The sequence below is a fragment of the Nostoc sp. genome, assembly GCF_041747015.1.
Taxonomy (GTDB): domain Bacteria; phylum Cyanobacteriota; class Cyanobacteriia; order Cyanobacteriales; family Nostocaceae; genus Nostoc.
This window is the reverse complement of record NZ_JBGTFY010000183.1, coordinates 1-3,732: the sequence shown is the minus strand read 5'-3', so window position 1 is coordinate 3,732 and position 3,732 is coordinate 1. Positions and strand designations below refer to the sequence as shown.

The 3,732-nt window shown below is 44.0% G+C and carries 7 protein-coding genes; 2 read left to right on the top strand and 5 right to left on the bottom strand.

Annotated features, from left to right (window positions below):
• Positions 1-173: 173 nt before the first annotated feature.
• From ACEW80_RS14985 to ACEW80_RS14965, 5 genes are all read right to left on the bottom strand, one after another.
• Positions 174-449, bottom strand: coding sequence for a hypothetical protein (locus ACEW80_RS14985; RefSeq protein WP_373527355.1), 276 nt, complete (start codon positions 447-449; stop codon positions 174-176).
• A gap of 45 nt (positions 450-494) precedes the next feature.
• Entirely contained in the window at positions 495-791 is a 297-nt protein-coding gene (locus ACEW80_RS14980) for a helix-turn-helix transcriptional regulator (RefSeq protein WP_373527354.1), read from the bottom strand.
• Positions 792-868: 77 nt separating this feature from the next.
• Positions 869-1,066, bottom strand: a complete 198-nt coding sequence (locus ACEW80_RS14975; protein ID WP_373527353.1) for a hypothetical protein — start codon at positions 1,064-1,066, stop codon at positions 869-871.
• Entirely contained in the window at positions 1,059-1,460 is a 402-nt protein-coding gene (locus tag ACEW80_RS14970) for a hypothetical protein (RefSeq protein ID WP_373527352.1), read from the bottom strand. Before ACEW80_RS14970 ends, ACEW80_RS14975 begins: the two co-directional genes overlap by 8 nt.
• A gap of 10 nt (positions 1,461-1,470) precedes the next feature.
• On the bottom strand, positions 1,471-2,286 hold the full coding sequence (locus ACEW80_RS14965; protein ID WP_373527351.1) for a hypothetical protein: 816 nt from the start codon (positions 2,284-2,286) through the stop codon (positions 1,471-1,473).
• 149 nt (positions 2,287-2,435) lie between these two features.
• Here ACEW80_RS14965 and ACEW80_RS14960 point away from each other — a divergent pair, with 149 nt between their 5' ends.
• Together ACEW80_RS14960 and ACEW80_RS14955 are read left to right on the top strand one after the other, a co-directional pair.
• Positions 2,436-2,720, top strand: coding sequence for a helix-turn-helix domain-containing protein (locus ACEW80_RS14960; protein WP_373527350.1), 285 nt, complete (start codon positions 2,436-2,438; stop codon positions 2,718-2,720).
• Between the two features lie 151 nt (positions 2,721-2,871).
• Positions 2,872-3,732 (top strand): hypothetical protein (locus ACEW80_RS14955; RefSeq protein ID WP_373527349.1); only part of this gene is annotated, 861 nt, incomplete at its 3' end.

The window sequence follows — 3,732 nt, the reverse complement described above, 5'->3', positions numbered from 1 at the left end:
AATACCCAGGGCGGCCGCATCATGTCAATAAGACTAGTCTATTCTCAATAGAGTCAAAAATAATCTCACTAATCCCTGCTTATTGACAAAGATTTTAGCGATCGCTTTGAGCCTTGGAAAATAAATCGAGCCAGAAATACTAATTTTTCGTTGGGTCTTAATCTTGGTCGTAATCAAGAGTACTTTAGATGCGTTTGCCCTGGAGTTTGGGCTTGTTCAAGTAATTGCCAGAGATTGGGGTTAGACATTTCTATGCCAAGCCTGGAACATAAATCTTCCGCTTTCACACCTATTGTTCCTGGCTCAATCTCCGTCTCTAATTCTTCAAGCAGAGATTGGAAATTCGGGTGTTCATCGTTGATTTCAATCTCAAATAAATCCGCGCTTTTTGTAACAACGGTTGCCCAATCGGGTAAAGTTTGTGCAATGGTCTTCGCGTAAAGTTTCATGGTTGTATCTTTGTACTTGATATTGAGACTGGAGGGTGAAAGAGATTACGGAGAGCGCCACTGTTGAATGAATTTCAATAGGGCTATGATTTTGGGAGAGATAAGTTCTGTTTTCTGGTCAATACCTTCGTTAATGTGTTCAGCCAAAAACAGAATTGAGGATAGTGGTATATCAAAGGCTTCGGAATAGCGGAGTAATAGGGCGAGACTTGGCTTTTTAATTCCTGATTCAATTTCAGACAGATGTGATTTGCCTATTTGGAGCTTTTGCGCTAGTTCTGTTTGTGTAAATTCGTGAGAGACGCGAATTGCTTTTAAAGCCTTAGCGATTGATTCAGTCATCAATATTTGAGTTAATAAATGACATTTGTGATTAGGAGGTAGAAGAGAATTAATTTGTCTTCTCCTCCAGCAATTCATTAGTCAGCAATCTCCAACAAAAAGCCGCGTCCTGTGTTCTGTACCTGCACCAGTTCTTTATCAAGTAGTGTTTGAATGACGGAATCAGAGAATTGGAATTGCAAACGATGCAATGGAACACAACCCCCGCAAAGCTGAAGTAAACGCAGCAAATGATTAGCTCTACGGTCAAGGTACTTATCAACCGTGTTAAGCATTTGTGAAACCTCCAATTACAACGACTAACTGTTGTTGCAGAGTTGCTATCTGCTGTTGATAAAACTCAATCTCTGCGCGTAGCTGTGAGAGTAATTCTTCTGGTGTAAGCGGTTGAATTTGATTCTCTTCAAAGTGAAACAATTCATCAGAGTTCTTATGTGGCATCAGCGCATAACGCCATCCACCACCAAATCGCTCGGCTAATTCTGTACCATTCGGATAGTACTCAATCCCTAAAATGATGCCGTCTTTAGTACGCTGTTCCAAAGCAAAGCGTGGATATTCCCAGTGTTTGGGTATCGAAATTGTTGGTTGCATGGGTTTAATGGGGATTGGTGAATAAGCGAGTAGTTGATGAGCGATCGCTGTAGATATCGAGCGATCGCCCCCCAAGGTAGAATAATTACGCTGTGACTAACTCCGTTCTCTCCAGCAGCCGTTGCAATTTATCGCCAGCTAGCTGTTCTAACGGCTGCTCTAAAAAATATTCATCAAAAATGGATTTACCATCAGTAGACACGTCTATCATCGACAGCCACCGCACGGCTTCCAACGCCGAATCACACGGTAGTTGCTGACACTCTCCAGTACGCACCACCCACCAAGCACCAGTAAAGCCAACTTCGCCCAGTTTCACGTCGTTCTGATAAATCCCATCATCGAAAATATCGAAACCGTACTTTTCGCATTCATTGAAAATCTGCACCATGATTTCGTTACCACTGGTGTCATTTGCTTCTGGGTCTAATTGCTCTTGTACTGGGAGTGTGCCGTCTTGGTAATGCCATTGGATGTAGCGGTAGCACTTCGCCCAAGTATCAGCACGGTGTTCTTCTGCACCGTTGACCATCACCACCCAACGCTGTGTTACAAAGTCATTATCATCGTGGGTGATGCTGGCGATCAGTTTGTTACCAGCGAATACCTCATGATCATAAAAGCTGATTTCTACGGTTGTCAGTGGTTCGGGAGCGATCGCTTGGGCTTGGGTTGCGATGAAGTGATCGAGTTCGGCTTGGGCGAGGGCTTGGTTGTCGGGGGTAGCAGGGGTGAGTTTTTGAATCTTACTGGCTTGGTAATTAGCGATCGCACTAATCCAAGAATCCTTACAGCGTTTGTCGATTACTTCGACTGTACAAGCTATTTCGCTGTAGATTTGCTTGAGCCGTGCAATGGATTTCAGTTGTAGCTGTTGTTGGCTGTAGATTTGGTATGTCATGATTGATTAAGTTCCTAACGGGACGGAAAGCGCTTTAGATTGGTAGTCGGGGCGCTTTCTTTATATATCTATTATTACGTATTGCGTAATACTTGTCAAGTAATGAGTAATGAGTTAAATTAGGGATAATTCTTTGGAGGCGTATGACTATGGATTTAATGAAAATTATTATTGAAGTGGAGTTTACTGGTATCGGAACTGCTTTGAAAAAGGCAAGAGAAACTGCGGGGATGAGTTTAACCGTAGCTGGTGATTACGCCGGAATGAGTGGGGCAAATTTTAATAGAATTGAGAACGAAGATACAAAAGGTGTACCTTTAGATACCCTCATCAGGGCAGCCAATGCTGTAGGGCTGGATTTAAAAGAGTGCTTAGGTGAATGGATTCAGCATATTCCTGGGGTTAATTTAACCGAAAGTTCTAATGACGATTAATCCTCAGACTATTAAGCCTCTTGCCCTGCCTTCTGATTCTCTAAAGAAGGGATGCCTGCGTTGGGGTATGACAGAGCAGTTATCAACTACTTCCAAAATCTACGTTGCAATTGACTTCCAGCAAATACTTATGAACTGAAGAGGTGGAATAATGGCTAAACCACCTTCTAATCGCAAAAAAGCCACCTCTGCTGCATCCAGTGACGACACACCACCAGATGACCAAGACCTTGAAGAAAACCCAGCTACTGCAACAATCACCGTTACTGCTGTTGAAGTTCCAGAGTTGACAGAGGAAGAACAGCGCGATCGCCTTCACCTAGAGCGCAAAGTGGAACGGGCGTTTTTTGAGGCGGGGAAGGCACTGGCGGAATTGCGCAATCGCAGATTATACCGTTCAAGTCACCGCACGTTTGAAGATTATTGCCGCGATCGCTTTGGGCATAGCCGTCAAAAATCGAATTATCTGATTGCAGCATCTGATGTCTACGAGAATTTGACAACAATTTGTTGTCAAAATTTGCCGCCTGAAGATTTGACAACAAATAGATCACAAATCTTGCCCACTAGCGAAGGACAAGTCCGACCCATAACAAAGCTAGAACCTCAAGAGCAGTGGGAGGTGTGGCAAGCCGCAGTAGAACTTGCTGGCGGGAAAGTGCCTACTGGTAGAATCGTGAAAGATGTGGTGCAACGGATCATGGAACGCACCAAAGTACCAAACCCTTACCGTGTTGGGGAAGTGTGCCAAATCATAGCGAAGGACAATCCAGAACTGAGAGGAAAAGGCGGGAATTGGTGCATTGTCAACTATGTAGGCGAATTTAGTTGCACAGTCACAATGTGGGATGGAGAGTACACCGTAAGAACCGACCACCTGAAGCCACTGAATTACCTGGAGTCGGAATGTCAGCAGATGCAGGTAATTTGCGATCGCATCAGTAGGTTACGGGAAAACGAGAATTTAGAAGAAGCTGCCCGTGCTGTGCTGAAGCATCTAGGGGAACTGAAG

Excerpts from the sequence above, each read along its gene's own strand:
- ACEW80_RS14980 (WP_373527354.1), bottom strand. The coding sequence starts at position 791 with ATGACTGAATCAATCGCTAAGGCTTTAAAAGCAATTCGCGTCTCTCAC.
- ACEW80_RS14960 (WP_373527350.1), top strand. The coding sequence starts at position 2,436 with ATGGATTTAATGAAAATTATTATTGAAGTGGAGTTTACTGGTATCGGA.
- ACEW80_RS14975 (WP_373527353.1), bottom strand. The coding sequence starts at position 1,066 with ATGCTTAACACGGTTGATAAGTACCTTGACCGTAGAGCTAATCATTTG.
- ACEW80_RS14965 (WP_373527351.1), bottom strand. The coding sequence starts at position 2,286 with ATGACATACCAAATCTACAGCCAACAACAGCTACAACTGAAATCCATT.
- ACEW80_RS14985 (WP_373527355.1), bottom strand. The coding sequence starts at position 449 with ATGAAACTTTACGCGAAGACCATTGCACAAACTTTACCCGATTGGGCA.